Origin of the sequence: Sinomonas humi, assembly GCF_000802235.1 — a bacterium.
GTDB lineage: Bacteria > Actinomycetota > Actinomycetes > Actinomycetales > Micrococcaceae > Sinomonas > Sinomonas humi.
This window is the reverse complement of the sequence record NZ_JTDL01000104.1, coordinates 140068-156825: the sequence shown is the minus strand read 5'-3', so window position 1 is coordinate 156825 and position 16758 is coordinate 140068. Positions and strand designations below refer to the sequence as shown.

General features: G+C 65.4%; 12 protein-coding genes. 9 read left to right on the top strand and 3 right to left on the bottom strand.

The features are described 5' to 3' along the window. Positions 1 to 211: 211 nt before the first annotated feature. Positions 212 to 3622 (bottom strand): helicase-related protein, encoded by a 3411-nt coding sequence (locus LK10_RS10215; protein ID WP_043123136.1) that lies wholly within the window; start codon positions 3620 to 3622, stop codon positions 212 to 214. 119 nt (positions 3623 to 3741) lie between these two features. Between LK10_RS10215 and LK10_RS10210 the strand changes: the two genes are divergently transcribed. Next, positions 3742 to 6420 carry a DEAD/DEAH box helicase gene (locus LK10_RS10210; RefSeq protein ID WP_052207189.1) on the top strand — a complete coding sequence of 893 codons (2679 nt, stop codon included), beginning with the start codon at positions 3742 to 3744 and terminating at the stop codon, positions 6418 to 6420. Positions 6421 to 6923: 503 nt separating this feature from the next. On the opposite strand, the gene LK10_RS10205 is transcribed toward LK10_RS10210, so the two are convergent. Continuing rightward, entirely contained in the window at positions 6924 to 8624 is a 1701-nt protein-coding gene (locus LK10_RS10205) for a hypothetical protein (RefSeq protein ID WP_156144119.1), read from the bottom strand. Positions 8625 to 9455: 831 nt separating this feature from the next. Here LK10_RS10205 and LK10_RS10200 point away from each other — a divergent pair. From LK10_RS10200 to LK10_RS10190, 3 genes are all read left to right on the top strand, one after another. Then, positions 9456 to 10508 (top strand): LLM class flavin-dependent oxidoreductase, encoded by a 1053-nt coding sequence (locus LK10_RS10200; protein WP_043123288.1) that lies wholly within the window; start codon positions 9456 to 9458, stop codon positions 10506 to 10508. A 120-nt stretch (positions 10509 to 10628) separates the two neighbouring features. Beyond that, a complete protein-coding gene (locus tag LK10_RS10195; RefSeq protein ID WP_197061904.1) occupies positions 10629 to 12047 on the top strand; it encodes an MFS transporter in 1419 nt (472 codons plus the stop codon). A 19-nt stretch (positions 12048 to 12066) separates the two neighbouring features. Beyond that, on the top strand, positions 12067 to 12642 hold the full coding sequence (locus tag LK10_RS10190; protein ID WP_043123129.1) for a dienelactone hydrolase family protein: 576 nt from the start codon (positions 12067 to 12069) through the stop codon (positions 12640 to 12642). Between the two features lie 3 nt (positions 12643 to 12645). Here the strand turns inward: LK10_RS10190 and LK10_RS10185 are convergent, their stop codons facing one another. Then, complete coding sequence (locus LK10_RS10185) at positions 12646 to 13560, bottom strand: Fpg/Nei family DNA glycosylase (protein WP_043123127.1); 915 nt, start codon at positions 13558 to 13560, stop codon at positions 12646 to 12648. Positions 13561 to 13760: 200 nt separating this feature from the next. On the opposite strand from LK10_RS10185, the gene gcvH reads away from it, so the two are divergent. From gcvH to LK10_RS10160, 5 genes are all read left to right on the top strand, one after another. Next, positions 13761 to 14147: a glycine cleavage system protein GcvH gene (gcvH, locus tag LK10_RS10180; RefSeq protein ID WP_043123125.1), complete on the top strand. Its 387-nt coding sequence runs from the start codon at positions 13761 to 13763 to the stop codon at positions 14145 to 14147. Between the two features lie 31 nt (positions 14148 to 14178). Next, positions 14179 to 14667 (top strand): FHA domain-containing protein, encoded by a 489-nt coding sequence (locus LK10_RS10175; RefSeq protein ID WP_052207187.1) that lies wholly within the window; start codon positions 14179 to 14181, stop codon positions 14665 to 14667. Positions 14668 to 14682: 15 nt separating this feature from the next. Continuing rightward, positions 14683 to 15405, top strand: a complete 723-nt coding sequence (gene ftsR, locus LK10_RS10170) for a transcriptional regulator FtsR (protein ID WP_043123283.1) — start codon at positions 14683 to 14685, stop codon at positions 15403 to 15405. Further along, on the top strand, positions 15402 to 15908 hold the full coding sequence (locus LK10_RS10165) for a bifunctional nuclease family protein (RefSeq protein WP_043123122.1): 507 nt from the start codon (positions 15402 to 15404) through the stop codon (positions 15906 to 15908). Before ftsR ends, LK10_RS10165 begins: the two co-directional genes overlap by 4 nt. A 209-nt stretch (positions 15909 to 16117) precedes the next feature. Then, on the top strand, positions 16118 to 16711 hold the full coding sequence (locus tag LK10_RS10160; protein ID WP_043123121.1) for a MerR family transcriptional regulator: 594 nt from the start codon (positions 16118 to 16120) through the stop codon (positions 16709 to 16711). Positions 16712 to 16758 lie beyond the last annotated feature (47 nt).

Sequence of the window (16758 nt, the reverse complement as noted above, 5' to 3'; positions counted from 1 at the left end):
CGGCAGGTTGACGTCGCAACTTCCTGACCAAATCTAGCGGCGTGAATCGACAGAACCGGTGCAGGTCGGGACGAGATTGTCGTGCGATGCATCAGGAGAGGGAACGCCGGAAATCTCTGATGCGCTGTTGCCAACTGAGGGTGGCGCTGCCCGTAGCCGGCCTGCGGTTCGTTCTCGCCCACGACATACGGCGATCTTTCCATGGGCTCCATCAGAACGGATCCGTTCCCTTGGCCCACATTTTGGCCCAGTCGCCGCGGAGACCTGTGGCGTCGAAGTCGCCGAGGTCGGTGGTGGCGAACGGGTCGTCGAGGTAGCGGACCTCGTCGTGCTGGGGTCCGCGTGGGTCGACGCGGACGAGGGCGAGGCGGTACCGGGGCACGGCGTTCTTGCCAGTCATCACTTCGTTGTGGGTGATGAAGAAATCCTCGGCGCCGTCGATGCGTGCCTTGACCTCGATCCGGTAGGTGTCGCCGTTAGCTGCTGTGGAGAGGATGTCGAAGCCCGGGTTGCTGAACGCCTGCTCGATTGGCTTGCGGCCGATCTCGCGTTCGCGGGCCATCACGAGGTCGACGCCGCGGCGCTCGATCTCCTTGGTCTCCTTGGCATGGATCGGGGCATGAGCCGGGAGCTCATTCTCGAGCATGTTGAGGGGCAGCACCAGGGCCGCGGTGAGGATGTGCGGGGGTTTGGTGGACATCAGGGCCTGCTGGTCGAGCAGCTCCAGCCGCCGGCGGAGGCGGAGGTCGAGCTCGACGGCCTTTCGGTTGAGGCTCTCGGAGGATTCTTTGGCCTTTTCCCCCGCCCGCTCCTTTTCTGCGGCGATGGCGGCATCGAGAAGGAGCCGGTCACGTTCGCCTTCGAGCCGCCTGGTGACCAACAGGCGGGTCTTGTGGAGTTCGGCAGTACGGCGTGGTTGTACCTCGGCGAGATAGGCGGGGAGCTGGTTGGCGATGATCCAGCTTGTGGCCCTGTCCTCAGCATCTGGCAGCCAAGGAAGCTGCCGGAAAGCCGCGGTCGCTGGGGTGTCAGGGGCGGCAACACAGTCAAGGTAGGGTGCTGGGCCGGCGGGGGTGACGGTGCCATAGCTGTCGACGTAGGCGTAGCCGAAGCGTCGTGCGACGCTTGCGCCGGTGGCGTCGGCGACTTCCTCGATCACCCCGACCAGCAGCTGTGGTTCCTCCAGTGTCGAGGAGACCAGGACCGTGCCCTGATTGAGGCTGCCACCAAATCGCCGGATCGCTTCATCCATGACGGCGTCATGCAGCGGATGGCCGGGAGCGAGAAGGTCCGCCCGGGCGAGGCTGTCGGGCTGGACCCGGGGCAGGTCGAAGGCGATCCTGTCGTACTTGGTCGCGATCGGTCCCTTGTTGGCGGAGCGGACTTGCTGGGGGACGTTGGCGATCTCGTAGCGGCCTTTCTCGCGTTTGGCGATGCGCCCGCCGAGCCGAGTGAAGGCGGCCTTGAACGCCAGCTCGATGTAGTGCGGCTGGAGCCGGCGGGCGCGGGCTTCGTCCATCGCCGCTCGGAGTGCGGCGAGGTCAGCCTCTGCGAGGTGTTCGGAGGCGAGGGCACGCTCGGCGAGGAGCTCTTTGAGGCCTTCACCGACGCTGGCGTCGATGACTTCCTGCATCTTGGCCTTAACATCTGCCCGCTCGCCGTACTGGATGGCGTCCAGGAGCAGGCTGCGCAGGGGAGTCTCGCTGAAGGCTTCGCCGAGGACGTCGAAGACCTTTCCGCCGTAGGCTTTGCGCTGCTCCTCGATCTTGTCCAGCAGGCGGGTGAAGACTTCGCCCTCGCGAGTGTTGGAGGCAACGAGGTTCCAGAGGCGGCAGACTTCCTCCTGGCCGATGCGGTGGATGCGGCCGAACCGCTGTTCGATCCGATTCGGATTCCACGGCAGGTCATAGTTGACCATGAGGTGCGCCGCCTGGAGGTTGAGGCCTTCGCCGGCGGCGTCGGTGGCGAGCAGGATCTGGCAGTCGCGGTTCTTGGTGAATTCCTCGGTGATCTGGCGTCGATCGGCGCGGCGTACGCCGCCGTGGATCGCTCTGACCGCCTCCGGCCTGCCCAGCAGCGAGCCGATGCGGGCCTGGAGGTAGCTGAGGGTGTCGCGATGCTCGGTGAAGACGATGAACTTGCGCGGCCAACCGTTCTTGTCAGTGACAAGCACGTTGTCCTGGAGGATCGTGGACAGTTCGGTCCACTTGCGGTCGGTGCCCGTGTCACGGACCTGCTTGGCGGCCTTCACGAGCTCGCCGAGCTCGACGAGTTCGGCGTTGAGCTCCTCGACCGTCTGTGCGGCGGTCGCGGCGTCGACGAGCTCCTCCTCCAGTTCTTCGGTCTCCTCGGCGTTGAAGTCGTCGGCGTCCAGACCTTCAAGGTCGACGCTGGGCTCGGTTTCGGAGTAGGTGCCGTTGAGAATCTCCTGCTTTTTGCGCTCGAGCCGCTCGGCGCGGCGGACAAGGCTCTTGTAGATGGCCTCGGGGCTCGAGGCGAGACGGCGTTGGAGGACTGTGAGGGCGAACCCGACGGTGTTCTTCCGTTTGCCGCCAACTCTGTCGGCGCGGTCCATGCCCTCGCGGACGTACTGCGTGACCTGCTCGTACAGCTCGTACTCCAGCGCGGTCAGCTCGTAGGGCACGGTCTCGGCGATGCGCTCGGGGAAGAGTTTTTTCCCCTCGAAGGTGAGCAGATCCTCCTTGACCATGCGGCGCATGAGTCCGCTGGTGTCGGCCGTGACCTTGTTCTTGCCCTCGAACCGGTCGCGGTCCAGCAGGGTCAGGAAGAGCTGGAAGTCCTCCTCCTTCCCTGAGTGCGGGGTAGCGGTCATCAGCAGCAGGTGCCTGGTGATGTCGCCGAGCAGCTCGCCCAGCTGGAACCGCTTGGTCTTCTCCAGCTTGCCGCCGAAGTAGTGCGCCCCCATCCGGTGCGCCTCGTCGACGATGATCAGGTCCCACTCGGTGTCCTTGAGCTGGGCCTGGAGCTGTTCGTTGCGGGAGAGCTGGTCCATCCGGGCGATCAACAGCGGGTTGGACTCGAAGACGTTGAAGTTGACGTTGGCGTCGATCAGCTGGTTGGTCAGCAGGTCGAAGCGCAGCCCGAACTTGAAGAACAGCTCGTCCTGCCACTGCTCCACGAGCCCGCCGGGGGCAACGATCAAGCACTGTTTCACGTCGTCCCGCAGGATCAGTTCCTTGATGTAGAGCCCGGCCATGATCGTCTTGCCCGCGCCCGGGTCGTCGGCCAGCAGGAAGCGAAGCGGGGTCCGCGGCAGCAGCTCCCCGTACACGGCACGGATCTGGTGCGGCAGGGGCTGCACGTCGCTGGTGGCCACGGCCAGCATCGGGTCGAACAGGCCTGCCAGGGAGATCCGCTGGGCTTCGGCCACGAGCTTGAAGTCGCTCGCGCTAGCATCGAACGCACGCCCGCCGGCCTGGGCGACGCTCAAGGCGTCCTGATCCTTGCGGAAGACGACCTGCTGGCCGAGGCCGCCCGCAGCGGTCTTGTAGGTCAGTTCAAGCGCACCAGTACCGTGCCACTGGGCGGCGATGACCGTGATGGCCTCGGCCGGGATGAGGCCCGCGATACGCAGCCCGGGCTTGAGCTCTTCCAGCAGCACGATGGACCTCCTTGATCGATAGCCGACTCACTCTAACGGACCGGGCCGACGGAATCAGCGGGATTGTCGGGGATCGGCACTAATCTTTGCACTAAAGCTGCGGATAAAAGGGGGGCGCTGTGGAACGGGACGAACGCGAGCGGCTGCGTGGAACTTCCGAAGAGGCCACACGCTGGCTCGCCCAGGCCAGATCCGTTCAGGCCCGCCGCTCCTCGACCGAGAAGGCCGGGGACGAGGCCGTCGCCGCCCTTCGCCGCAGAACCGTGGATGTGCGGCACGAAGGCCAAGTTGCCTGGCGAGTCCTGCCCCTGCGACCCGGAGACGAACCCTACTTGGGCTGCACCGCACGGCACGCCCAACTGCCACGGATCAGCCCCGAGGAACGGGAGGTCCTCGACCTCCTCACAACCGATGTCGCCTCGGCAATCGATGATGCCAAAGCGGTGATCGGTCTGCGGCGCTTCTTCCTTGGCGGCAGGAAGCGCGAAGCCGGCGCCGGCGCTGCCGCCTTCTTGAACCGCTACCGCGAGTGGGCCCACTCGGCTGGTCTTCCGCAGCTGCTTGTCCGTCTCGGCGGTCAGGACGGCGGCCCCTCCCAGGTCCCTGTTGAAGCTGCACTGGCCGACTGGGTGGGGCTCGGTCGCCGGCTCGCCGATCTCGGCGCGAGTCAGCACCTGCTCGCTGTCGCGGCCCCGGCTCAGCTGTCTGATGCCATTGAGGCCATCGACGCTGCCCTGCGGCGAGAGGAGCGCTTCCGTGCGGACGCCATTGCCACGGGCGAGGCAGTGCGGAAGCACGAGGTGCGGCGCCTCCTGTCCGACATGCCGGTCGAACGGCTCAAGGAGGCGACCCGGGACCGCCTGCGCATCGGACCCCTCACGGACGCCCGCCTGAACACGGTCCAGGCTGTCCTTGACCGAGGGAACCAGCTGGCCCATCTGCCCGGAATCGGGCAGACCAGCGCCACGCGCATGCTCGGGGCCGCCCGAACGCTCTGGCAGATGACACACGATGAGACTCCCGTTCGGATCGACATCAAGGACCGCACTGCCGCAGGCACCGAACTGCTTCGACGGCTGGCTGCCTGGGACGCCATCAGGAGCATCAAGGGCGCCACCACTGACCTGGCTTTGAAGGAGTCCCTGGTACCCGTTGCCCGTGCGCTCGATGGCCAGATTAGTCACCTCGCAGTGCTCGCCAGCGATCGGTCAGTGGAGGAGTTCACCGGGGCTGTGGAGGCCGTTATCCGGCGCGCCCGGCAGATTCCCACGACGGCACCGGCGGATGAGGCGGCCGATCCGTGGGAGGATTTCTTCCGTCGGCCGGCGGACTACTTTGCAATGCTCTCCGAGCTGGGGTTCGTCACCGAGGACGAGCAGAAGGCCCACGGAGACCTCCCCGACGACATCGTAGAGGCCGTCCGCAGCCTCGAGCTCGACACCCAGCACCTCTCGGCGTCGCTGCGTGGGTACCAAAGCTTCGGTGCAAGGTTCGCCCTCGTCCAGGGCAAGGTGATCATCGGCGACGAGATGGGGCTCGGGAAGACCGTCGAAGCCCTCGCCGTCCTGGCCCACCTCCGCTCCAAGGGAGCCCACCACTCACTGGTGATCTGCCCGGCCGCGGTCGTGACCAACTGGGTCCGTGAGGTCCGCGCCAAGTCCAGACTCCGGCCGTACCGCCTCCATGGGCCCGGCCGGGACGCAGCCGCCCTCGGCTGGGTTCGAAGCAGCGGGGTAGCCGTAACCACTTTCGAAACCCTGCTGTGGGTCGAACCCTACGTCCGGATGCTCGATGGCCTGGGCTGTGTCGTCGTCGACGAAGCCCACTACGTCAAGAACCCTGCGACCCAGCGCGCCCGCCGCGTCGCCAGGATCATCGATCTGGCTGAAAGAACCGTCCTGTTGACGGGAACACCGCTGGAGAACCGCATCGACGAGTTCCGGACCCTGGTCGGCTACATTCGCCCCGACCTTGCCGTCGACGGCAGCGGCCTGTCGCCGAAACGCTTCCGTCGGCAGGTCGCGCCGGCCTACCTGCGTCGCAACCAAGAAGACGTCCTCACCGAGCTCCCCGAGCTGGTCGAGGTAGAGGAATGGCTCCCCTTCTCCGCGGAAGACGAGGAAGCTTACTTCGATGCAGTTGTGGCCGGGAACTTCATGGCAATGCGCAGGGCGGCAATGGCCAGCGGCACCCGATCCGGGAAGATGCAGCGCCTCGTCGAGATCGTCCAGGAAGCCGAAGACAACCGTCGGCGCGTGATCGTCTTCTCTCAATTCCGCGACGTGCTCGATCGAGTCGCCCATACCCTGCCCGGCGAAGTCTACGGTCCGCTCACTGGCTCAGTGCCCGCCGCCGCCCGACAGGCCATGGTCGATCAATTCTCTGTCGCAGGGCACGGCGCCGTGCTCGTCTCCCAGATCGTCGCAGGTGGAATCGGGCTCAACATCCAGGCCGCATCGGTTGTCGTGATATGCGAACCACAGCTCAAGCCCACCACCGAATGGCAGGCCATCGCCCGGGCGCGACGCATGGGACAACTCGAATCAGTCCAAGTCCATCGCCTTCTCTCCGAAGAAGGAGTCGATCGACGCGTCACTGAGATCCTTGCCCGCAAACAGCAGCTCTTCGACGACTTCGCCCGCGTCAGCGAAACAGCCGACAGCGCGCCTGAAGCCTTCGATATCTCCGAAGCCGAGCTGGCGCGAGACATCGTCGCGGCCGAGAAGGAACGCCTCCTCGCCCAGCCCCCGACAGGTTCTGCGAGCCCCGAGCCAAGTGCCGCAATCCCCGAAGCGTGACCCCGGACTAGGCAGCTCGGAAAGGGGCGTCCGTGATGGACCTCGATCCCGGGGCACCCGGACTAGCCGCTAGGCCGAAGGAAGAACCTCGACACGAGATCAGCAAACCGGCATCGCCCACCTTCACTGAGAAGGTAATTGCCCACTATGGAGATGCCTGAGCGAACTTGCGCGGCGGTTCGGCAGCTCGGCTTGATCTAGATTCGGCTTTTGACAGCGACCGCCCCAGCGAGTACGGCGCGGAACTGATCGGATTCGCCACCGTATGCGCCGTCCACATCGCCTTGCGCACCGGCTTCGGGATCAGCGCCTTCTTCGCCATCCGCTTGGCTGATCAGACCGGATGCATCGCCCGGCGGACGCTTCGCGGCACAAGCCGCCTCGACAGAAAACCCAAATCCCTGTCCCCCTTCGTACCTCGAATTGTGAGGAAAGCTTACGTTCTACGCGGGACAAAACATCCGCCTCCGCGGCGGCGACATCCATATGGCTCTCCGGCAGGTTCACTTGGCGTCCTCGCTCCCCTCGTCAGCGAAAAGGCGCGCGAGCACGTCTTCTCTGCGGTGGATGCCCTCCTCCAGCAGGAGCCGAATTACCCTCTCGGCCGTTTCAGGATGCTCCATGATGATCTCCGCGGTCTCCTCTCTGAGCTGGCGTCCGCGCATTTCGTGACTCTGCGTCCGGCGGTTCCGGACGAGGTTCGGCGACAGGTCATAGCGGGCGTCCCGGTGGTTCTGGTCGTAGTAGTGGATCGCTCTGGCGACGGCGGCGTAGCGGGAGATCTGTTCTTCGCTGCTCATATCGAGAGGGTCGAAGACCGGGTGCGGGTAGTCGGCGGCGTGGCGCAGCCCGTTCACCACCTCGACGAGGAAGGTGGGGTCTAGCTTCAGGTCGGGCAGAGCCCTAGCGAGGAGGACGCACTCCCGGACGATGTTGTATCGGATTCCGTTTGAGTTCCGCACGATCTCCCAGCAAGAGTCGGCGTCGATGATCCCCTCCCGAAGGGCGTTGGTCAGGAGGACGATATCCTTGTCGTGGAGCGCTTCGATGGCCGCATCGATCCGCCCGGCCTCCGCATGCTCTACCCACGAGCCGGCCAGAGCGTGCCCCTCCTCTGTCAGGTAGTAAGCGAGCCGTTCCCGGTTAGCTTCGCCCCGGAGCAGGTACTGAGCCGACTTCGGGAGCTTCGTGCCCTCCACGCGGCCGCGGATTGCTTCCGGGTCGGGGAGCCAGTTGTTCTCGATCATCGACGCGATCTTGTCGAGCTGCTCGTAATGTTCGCGCAGCAGGTCGAACAGCTCGGGCAGCATCGGCTCCAGCTCGTCGAACAGGGCCTCGTCCCGGACCCCTAGGGTCCGCTTCAGGGAGCGGACGATCTGACCGTCGGTGATCAGCGTGGGTGGGGGCTCCTCCTCATCTGCCTGCTCGGCTGGCACACTCCTCTTGGTTCGAGCTTGCGGGAGGGTGAATTCGTACCCCTCGGACTTCAGGTGCTCCAGCAGCGTAGAGAGCGAGGCGTTGCTGGTCCCGATTTCATTCACCCGCACGAAAGAGGCGACTTGCCCCACGAGCAGGGGGTTGACGCGCAGGAACTTGTCCAGATGTGGGTTGACTATCGCGAGATTCCAATCCGTGGTCCCGTTCGAGCTGTAGGTTCTGGCGCGCTTGATGGCAGGGCTGTCAGTGCCGACTGCTCCGATGAATTGGATGACCGCCGCTGCTCCTTTCAATTCTGCGGCCGTCTCGATGCGCGGCATCGGCTCCTTATGGCTAGGGCTGTAGTTGTGCATCAGCCCGATGCAGGCGCTGACGAATCCGTCACCGCGCTCCTCATACTCTTCATCTGCGATGGGGATGCCGCCCTCGCGTCGGAGCTCCCGGGCAAGGAGCAGGGCGTTGAACATGTCGTTGCCGTGCTCCTTGCGCCACGTGCGCATGACGATAGTGGTGAGAATGTCGGCGGGGACTTCGCGTTTGGCAAGAATGTCCCGCAGGAGCGCGAGGTTCCGGCTGTCCACCATTTCGAGGAAATAGGTGATGTCCTTGCCGTTTCGGCTCCAGTCGTCGAAGCCGTGATCGGGCAGGTTGTGCGTTGAGAGGAAGACATCCCGCTCGTCGGAGCTGAGCGGTGCGGGGACATCAACGGCAGGTGTCGGCTGGGCGTTCACGGCAGCGCCAGTGAGTTGGCGAGGTGCTCTACCCATCATGCCCTCCCCGCAGGCGCCGGGAGTCCCTCTGCTGGACCACCGTCGGCTCCGCTAACGTCGGCGTGTGGGCCCCTATTCGACTGGCCCCGTGCTGTGCCATGGCGTCATAGTACGTCGCGGCTGTCAAAGCTGAGCCGGGATCACCCCCCAAGTTATCTCTGCATGATCCTGGGCGGCGGCTGGCCGCTCCGCCTGGGCGGCATCAGCCCGTACCTCGGCCGAGTAAGCGCCTCGAACCGGGTCAACGGGAGACGCTTCCACGGCCAGACCAAACGTGACATAAACGCGGCCTCTCCCCGGGGTTTTTCCAAACGGACATGAACGAGGGTGTTCCATGGTTAGGAAGGGACGTGAATCTCCACACAGATGACATCCCTTTCCAACCCTAACCGGAGGCCTGGGAACAGGCCTCCAATACGCGGCAGGCAGTCCGTCAACTCGCGCCTTGAACTCGGATCGGATAATTGACGAAATGCTGTTGTCCACATAATCTTCCGGCGAGTATAAGACCTCCCACCAGTGAATCCGTCTGTACGGGCAGCCGGGCCGCCCACCAGATACCCATCGAAAACACCCGTGACCGACCGGAGATGACCGGGTACACTCCATGTGGGGGAGTCGCCCGATTCCCCGTCTGATCAGGGAAAACGCGAAATTTCCGCAGCCTTCCGGAGAATTCAGAAATCCTCCAAGGGGTCGCAGGTTCAAATCCTGTCAGCCCGACAACAAGGCCATCGATCTTCCGACATCGATGGCCTTTGTCGTTTCCTCGCACCCTCCGAGAGCTCCATGGGAATGCCTGCGCCCTCTGCGTGGTTTGCGGCTGATGTGAAGGCTTTCGGATTCCTCTCATTCGGGCACTACGCACCCTTCCGCGGCTCGCAGACGCAGTCCGCGAAGGACATGATCCTCCAGACGATCGACCTCGCTGTCGGCGCGGACGAACTCGGCGTCAACGGGGCCTACGTGCGGGTGCACCATTTCGCGCCCCAGCAGGCCTCGCCGATTCCGCTGCTCACAGCGATGGCCGCGCGGACGCAGCGCATCGAGGTCGGCACGGGCGTCATCGACATGCGGTACGAGAACCCGCTCTACCTCGCGGAGGAGGCTGCGGCCCTCGACATCATTGCCGCCAACCGCATCGCGCTCGGCATCAGCCGGGGCTCACCCGAGCCCGCGGTGCGCGGCTACGAGGCCTTCGGCTACACGGGCTCCGCCGACCCCCGCGGTGCGGACATGGCGCGTGAGAAGTTTGCGCTCTTCCTGCGCGCAATTGACGGGGAGGGCGTGGCCGACGGCGACCCGCACCAGTTCCCGCACGGCACCCGCCTGCCGGTCGAGCCGCGATCGCCGGGCCTCCGCGAGCGGATCTGGTGGGGGAGCGGGACCCGCGACACCGCGGAATGGGCTGGGAAGCTCGGCCTGAACCTCATGAGTTCCACGCTGCTCACCGAGGATGCCGGGGTCCCGTTCCACGAGCTCCAACGCCAGCAGATCGACCGCTACCGGGCCGCGTATGTGGCGGCGGGGCACGCGGGCGCTCCGCGCGTGTCGGTGAGCCGCAGCATCTTCCCGATCGTGTCCTCGCGAGACGCCATGTACTTCGGGTCGCGGCCGGACGGCGATCAGGTCGGCGTCATCGACGGCTTCCGCTCGACGTTCGGCAAGACCTATGCAGGGGAGCCCGACGAGCTGATCGAGGAGCTCTTGAAGGACAGCGCAGTGGCCGCCGCAGACACTGTCATGCTCACTATCCCGAACCAACTCGGCGTCGAGTACAACCTCCACGTGCTGGAGGCCTTCGCCGAGCATGTGGCGCCTGCGCTCGGCTGGAAGCCGAATACTGACGGCCCCGTCGAGGGGTATCCGGCGCGAGCTTGACCTGGGCAACCTCGGAGGTGATTCGAAGCTCCCTTTCTGGGTAGAGAGCCGTTGTGCCCGGACTTCCGGGGCCGAAGCGTCCTGTGAGCACTCACGGGGCCCACAAAGCGAGGGGCGATGATGGACCAAGCGACAATCCGCCGGCTCTCCGACGATGCGACCCAGACCCTCCTGAACAAGACAGGAACGGTGTCCAGCTTCAGGGGCGGCTGGATGATGATCGCGACCATCCTGATCGAGGCCTGGGATCTCTACGCGATCTCGTTTGTCCTCGTCTTCATCAGTGCCGAGTATCACCCGAACGCCTTCGAGCTGGGCCTCGTGACCGCGGGCGTCCAGGGCGGCGCACTCATCGGCGCTCTGATCGGCGGCTTTGTCGCTGACAAGCTCGGCCGCAAGGCCGTGTTCATCCTGACGATGGTGCTCTTCATCATCCTCGCCATCGTCCAAGGCTTCTCGGTCGGCGTGTGGGACCTGATCGTCGTCCGGTTCCTCATCGGCATTCCGCTCGGAAGCGACATCTCCAACGGCTACGCCTACATCATGGAGTCGATGTCCAAGGGCGCCCGCGAGGTCATGGGCAGCCGCTGGCAGTTCATGTTCGGCTTGGGCGAGGTCTTCTCGATCGTGGTCATCACGATCATGTACGCGACCGGAATGGACCACCACATCCTGTGGCGCGTCGCCCTCGCGATCGGCGCAGTTCCGGCATTGATCCTGCTGCTTGCCCGCCTCAACCTCCCTGAGACGCCGATGTCGCTCATCCACAGGGGCCAGTTCGTCAAGGCCAAGGAGGTCTCGCAGCGTCTCTTCAACGATCCGCTCGAGATGCTCCCGAATGAGGATGTCGAGATCGAGAAGCCAAGGGTGCGGGACTTCCTCAAGGTGATCTGGGCCGACCGGATCAAGCGTCGGGCCACGATCTTCGGCTGGATCTCCAACGCCTGCCAAGGCGCCGAGTTCACGGCGTTCGGGTTCTACCTGCCGGTCATCCTGGTCACCGCCGGCGTCGGAGTCAGCACGAGCGGTGGCAGCTCGAACATCACGGGCACGAACCTCGTCACCGCCGCGATCTACGTCCTTGCCACCATTTCGGGATTCGTCGCCCCGATCATGATCGCCAGGATCGGCCACAAGGGCGTCGCGATGTGGGGATTCGGCCTCGCGTTCGTTGGCCTGCTCATTGGCGCCTTCGCGCTCGGAGCGGACATCAAGTGGCTCATCGTCATCGGGGCCTGCGTTCTCATGTGGGGACACTACTGGGATGCCTCGAACGGCATGACGATCACGTCCATGGTCGCCCCGGCGCGGTTCCGCGCTACGGCGTCCGGCTTCGGCTACGTGTTCGTGAAGGCGGCCTCGTTCTTCGGCGCCTTCATCTTCCCGGTCATGACGGCGGCCTGGGGCAAGGTGGGCGCGACGCTCGCCGTCTCTGTCCTCTCGCTCATCGGCTTCCTCTCGGCCTGGCTGATCCTGCCGGAGCTCTACGGGTACGTAGACCAGGAGGAACGGACAGCGACAGAGGCGGGGCGCGCATGAGCGGAAGGGGCTGCGAGTAGTGGCTGAAGCCGTCCTCTTCCATCACGCCCTCGGGCTCACATCTGGGCTCCTCGACTTCGCCGAGGAGCTCCAGCGTGCGGGGCACGTTGTGCATACCCCGGACCTCTTCGACGGCAAGACTTTCGACAGCGTGGACGACGGCGTCGCCCACGCTGAGGAGATCGGCTTCGGCGAGATCCTTTCGCGGGGCGCACGCGCGGTCGAGGACCTGGCTCCGGGGCTCGTCTACGTGGGGTATTCGCTCGGCGTCCTTCCCGCCCAGCAGCTCGCGCAGACTCGCGCGGGGGCACGCGGTGCATGCTTGATAGCCGCCTGCGTTCCGGTCGCCCAGTTCGGCACGTCGTGGCCCCCGGGCGTCCCAGTCCAGATCCACGGCAAGGATGGCGACCCGTTCTTCGCCCCCGACGGCGATCTCGCGGCCGCGCGCGAGCTCGTTGCGACCACGCCCGGCGCGGAGCTGTTCCTCTACGAAGGCAGCGAGCACTTCTTCGCGGACCCGAGCCAGCCAGGCTACGACGCGGGAGCGGCCGAGTTGCTGCTCGAGCGGGCACTCACGCTCATGGATGTGGTCTGAGGCCTATTTCAGGAACTTCGAAGTGGTCCGGTCCGCGAGGATCTTGCCGCCGGTCTGGCACGTCGGGCAGTACTGGAGGGCGCTGTCCGAGAACGTGACTTCGCGGATGGTGTCACCGCAGACCGGGCATGCCTCGCCTGTACGGCGGTGGACGCGCATGCTCCGTCGCTTCTCGTCCTTGAGCTCTTCCGGCGGGTGGCCGAGAGCATCGTCCATGGCCTCTTGGAGGACGCTCCGAAGCGAGCCGTAAAGGCGCTCGCTCTCCTCGTCGGAGAGTGTCGAGGCAATCGCGAAGGGGGAGAGCTTGGCCGCGTGCAGGATCTCGTCGCTGTAGGCGTTTCCAATCCCGGCTATGACCTTCTGGTTCCGCAGGAGCCCCTTGATCTGCTGCCGGTGATTGAGGAGGCCGCGGAACTTCTCGAGTGTGAAGTCGGGTTCGAGCGGCTCGGGTCCGAGCTCGGCGATCGCTGGCACATCCTCGAGCCGCCGCACGATGGACACAGAGAGGCGCTTCCAGGTCCCCGATTCCGTGAGATCGATGCCCGTGACCTCGCCGTCGCGCTCGAAGCCAAAGCGCGCAGCCACGTACCCCTTGCCGCGCGGGGGCTTGGGGTCCGGCAGCTTGTCGGCGAGCCGCACCCAGCCGCCGAGCGCGAGGTGGACGACGACGGCGAGTCGGCCTGCGCCGTCGTCGTCAGCGCCGCCATCCGTGCCATCGTCTTCAGGCACCGTGACAATGACGATGAACTTGCCCCGCCGCCCGACCGAGTCGACGCGCCGGCCGACGAGCGCGGAGAACGGGGGATCAGCGGTCTTGAGGGCGTGGATCGAGGGGAAGAATGCCCTCTCGATCCGCGCTCCCTGGAGGCGTCCGTCGAGGTACGCCGCCAGTGCTGTGACTTCAGGGAGCTCGGGCATGGCACCGCCTTTCGTCCTGACCTCGATGGCCACGGGAGGGGCAGGGTCTCAGCCCGGCGGTTCACCCCACCGTGGCCCGCGCCTGACTCGTCCATCGTGCCAGAAAACCCCACCCTGAACAGGGGTTTCGTTATGCCTATACTTTCAGCGGACACGGCCCCGCGGGATTCCGAGGCCACTCCTTCGACGAAAGGCGCACCATGAGCAATGTCCCAGGCGACCTCGCCTACACCGCCGAGCACGAGTGGGTTTCGGCCGCGAACGGCGACGGCGTGGTGCGCGTCGGCATCACTGACTTCGCCCAGGACGCCCTCGGTGACGTCGTCTACGTCCAGATGCCCGAGGTGGGCACTGAGGTGAGCGCCAACGCGGTCGTCGGCGAGGTCGAATCGACCAAGAGCGTGAGCGACATCTACGCTCCCGTGAGCGGCACCATTGTGGGCCGCAACGAAGCGCTCGACGGCGATCCCGCCCTCGTCAACAGCGATCCTTACGGGGAAGGCTGGCTCATCGACGTCAAGCTGAAGGACACCGCCGAGGTCGACGATCTGCTCAGTGCATCGCAGTACGAACAGCAGGTAGGGTAGACATCTGGGGATACACCGAAGAGGAGGAATGATGGGCAGCGAGGAGCGTCGTGGTCTGGACGCAGGAGAGGCCACGGAGCGCGACATCTCTGCGTCTGAAACGACGTCTATCCATCTCCCGCCGATCGGCAAGGAGCCCCTTCGGGCCCGCCAGCTGACCTCGGAGGAAGAGGCTGCTATCGATGCGCTCCCGTTCGGTTCGGCCCTGCTCATCGCCCACTCGGGGCCTAACTCGGGCGCGCGCTTCCTTCTCGATTCGGAGGCTACGACGGTCGGTCGGCACCCGAACGCAGACATCTTCCTTGACGACGTCACGGTCTCGCGCCGGCACGCAGAATTCCGCCGTACGCCGAGCGGTGCTTTCGAGGTCGTGGATGCGGGGAGCCTGAACGGGACCTACGTCAATCACGATCGAGTGGACCGCGTGGTGCTGTGGACCGGGGCAGAAGTACAGATTGGCAAGTTCCGGCTCACTTACTACCAGAGCCCTGCAACGAGCACGGTGAGGCACTCCGCCTAGGGGGCGCGCATGGCACTGGCTCATTCGGAGCGCAGGGGGGCGTCGAGCCTCAACATCGGTGAAGTTCTGGCTGCCTTGGCCGGGGAATTCCCGAGCATGACGGCTTCGAAGATCCGTTTTCTGGAAGAGAAGGGCCTCATTTCTCCCGAGCGGACCCCTGCCGGCTATCGGCAGTACGGTGAGCGGGACGTTGAGCGCCTCAGGTTCGTCCTCGCGTTGCAGCGTGACCAGTACCTCCCGCTCAAGGTGATCAAGGACTACCTCGATGCGATCGACCGTGGAGAGCGGCCGGAAAGTCTCCCGGGCGGCCTGACGCTCGCGCCGCGGGCGGTGAGCGACGACGTCGCGGCAGAGCTTCGAACAACGAGGGCGCGCGCGCTCTCAGAGGAGCAGCTCCGCGCGGAGTCCGGGGCCAGCGTCTCGCTCGTGGAGGCCCTCAGGAGCTATGGGCTCATTTCCGAGGAAGATGGCCGGTACGACGAGCACGCCCTCCAGGTCGCGCGGGCCTGCGTGCAGCTCGAGTCCCACGGGATCGAGCCGCGCCATCTTGGCCAGTTCCGTGCGGCCGCCGAGCGCGAGTTCGGGCTCGTCGAACGAGCCGTGGCTCCTATCGCATCGCGTCGCGACGAAGCGGCCCGGGCGCGGACCGCCGAAACGGCCCGGGAGATCAGCGACCTATGCCTCACGCTCCACCGTGCGCTCGTGCACGGCCGCATCTCGAGGATGGAGGGGTCATGATCGAAGTAGAGGTCGTCGGCGTGCGCATCGAGCTGCCGTCCAACCAACCGCTCGTCCTCCTCAAAGAGAAGCAGGGCGAACGGCATCTCCCCATCTGGATCGGCACCGCGGAAGCGAGCGCGATCGCGCTCGCCCAGCAGCACGTCGTCCCTCCTCGGCCCCTCACGCACGATCTGCTCGTCAATGTCGTGCACGGCCTCGGCCGTCAGGTCGTGAGCGCGACGATCGTTGCAGTCCAGGACAGCGTCTTCTATGCCCAGCTCGGCTTTGACGACGGCACGGTCATCGAGTCCCGCGCCTCGGACGCGCTCGCCGTCGCGCTTCGGGTGAACTGCCGCATCTGGTGCGCGGACGCCGTTCTCGAGGAAGCTGGTGTCCAGCTCGCGGAAGGCAGCGAGGAAGGCACGGAGGAGGCGTCGCCGAGCCCGGAGGAAGAGGAGCGCGAGATGCGCCGCTTCCGGGAGTTCCTCGCGGACGTGGAACCTGAGGATTTCGACGAGTAGTCCGACACGGCATCGGCTCAGGGCCGCGGTCTTTGCTTTCCCCTCCCGTCGGTTCTAACGTCGTCGTTGGAAGCTCCCATTGCATCGCCGACTGGCTGGGGTGACACTGGTAGTTGCACTGCTGGATGTAATTACAGTGCTGCTCTTCAGTAGCCTCCCTCTCTGGGGCGGTGCAGCATCCCCGCGGGGGGCGAGAGAAGGAGGGTGACGTGAGTCCCAAGGGCGAGTCGGGAAAGCTGCGTCAGATCAGCGGGCCCGGCGCTGATGTCCCCGTCGGCGAGCAGGGCCTGTTGTTCAGCGAGGACCTGCCTGTGCTCGACGAAGAAGCGGGCTACCGTGGCCCTACCGCCTGCAAGGCGGCAGGCATCACGTATCGGCAACTTGACTACTGGGCCCGGACGGGCCTCGTTGAGCCAACCGTGCGCGGAGCCGCAGGCAGCGGTTCGCAGCGGCTGTACGGCTTCCGCGACATCCTCGTGCTCAAGGTCGTCAAGCGGCTCCTCGACACCGGGGTTTCGCTGCAGCAGATCCGGATCGCTGTCGGACACCTGCGCGAGCGCGGGGTCGAGGACCTTGCCCAGATCACGCTCATGAGCGATGGCGCCTCGGTCTACGAGTGCACCTCAGCCGACGAAGTCATCGACCTTGTTCAAGGTGGCCAGGGCGTCTTCGGAATTGCTGTGGGCCGCGTGTGGCGCGAGGTCGAGGGGAGCCTCGCGGAACTGCCCAGCGAGCATGCAGAAGACCAGACGTTCCCAGGCGATGAGCTGGGCCGGCGTCGGGCTGCACGGAAGACCGGCTGAGTCGGGGAACGACGACGGCGCGAGCGCCAGGGATGAGAAAGGGCACC

Coding starts and splice junctions, on each gene's coding strand:
- LK10_RS10165 (WP_043123122.1), top strand. CDS start 15,402: ATGATCGAAGTAGAGGTCGTCGGCGTGCGCATCGAGCTGCCGTCCAAC.
- LK10_RS10185 (WP_043123127.1), bottom strand. CDS start 13,560: ATGCCCGAGCTCCCTGAAGTCACAGCACTGGCGGCGTACCTCGACGGA.
- gcvH (WP_043123125.1), top strand. CDS start 13,761: ATGAGCAATGTCCCAGGCGACCTCGCCTACACCGCCGAGCACGAGTGG.
- LK10_RS10195 (WP_197061904.1), top strand. CDS start 10,629: ATGGACCAAGCGACAATCCGCCGGCTCTCCGACGATGCGACCCAGACC.
- LK10_RS10205 (WP_156144119.1), bottom strand. CDS start 8,624: ATGGGTAGAGCACCTCGCCAACTCACTGGCGCTGCCGTGAACGCCCAG.
- LK10_RS10175 (WP_052207187.1), top strand. CDS start 14,179: ATGGGCAGCGAGGAGCGTCGTGGTCTGGACGCAGGAGAGGCCACGGAG.